Source organism: Bradyrhizobium uaiense, assembly GCF_010811875.1.
GTDB classification, from domain to species: Bacteria; Pseudomonadota; Alphaproteobacteria; order Rhizobiales; family Xanthobacteraceae; genus Bradyrhizobium; species Bradyrhizobium uaiense.
In genome coordinates this window covers 1-266 of record NZ_VKHP01000671.1, presented here as the reverse complement: position 1 = coordinate 266, position 266 = coordinate 1, and the positions used below count along the sequence as shown (strand labels likewise).

Sequence of the window (266 nt, the reverse complement as noted above, 5' to 3'; positions counted from 1 at the left end):
CGCAGCATGGAACACGGGACTGTGCGCGGAGCGGACACGTCCACGAGCCGGGGGAGCGAAGCCGGCGCCCCCGCCGTGGCATTCGGCACGCTCGATACATTCAGCGTCGGCGTCGCCACCGAGACAGAGAACTGCTGCCAGCCCCCCGCCGTGCCGTTCTGAATGAGCCGCGCCCATAGCGTATCGGTGCCGGCTGACGTCCCGGCATCGAACACCACATTGGCACCCGACGGCACATTGATCGCCTGGCCTGCGGACTGTGCCAC

General features: G+C 68.4%; 1 protein-coding gene. It reads right to left on the bottom strand.

Going from position 1 to position 266, the window contains the following annotated elements; all coding sequences use genetic code 11:
• Positions 1 to 266 (bottom strand): hypothetical protein (locus FNJ47_RS50765; protein ID WP_206685424.1); only part of this gene is annotated, 266 nt, incomplete at both ends.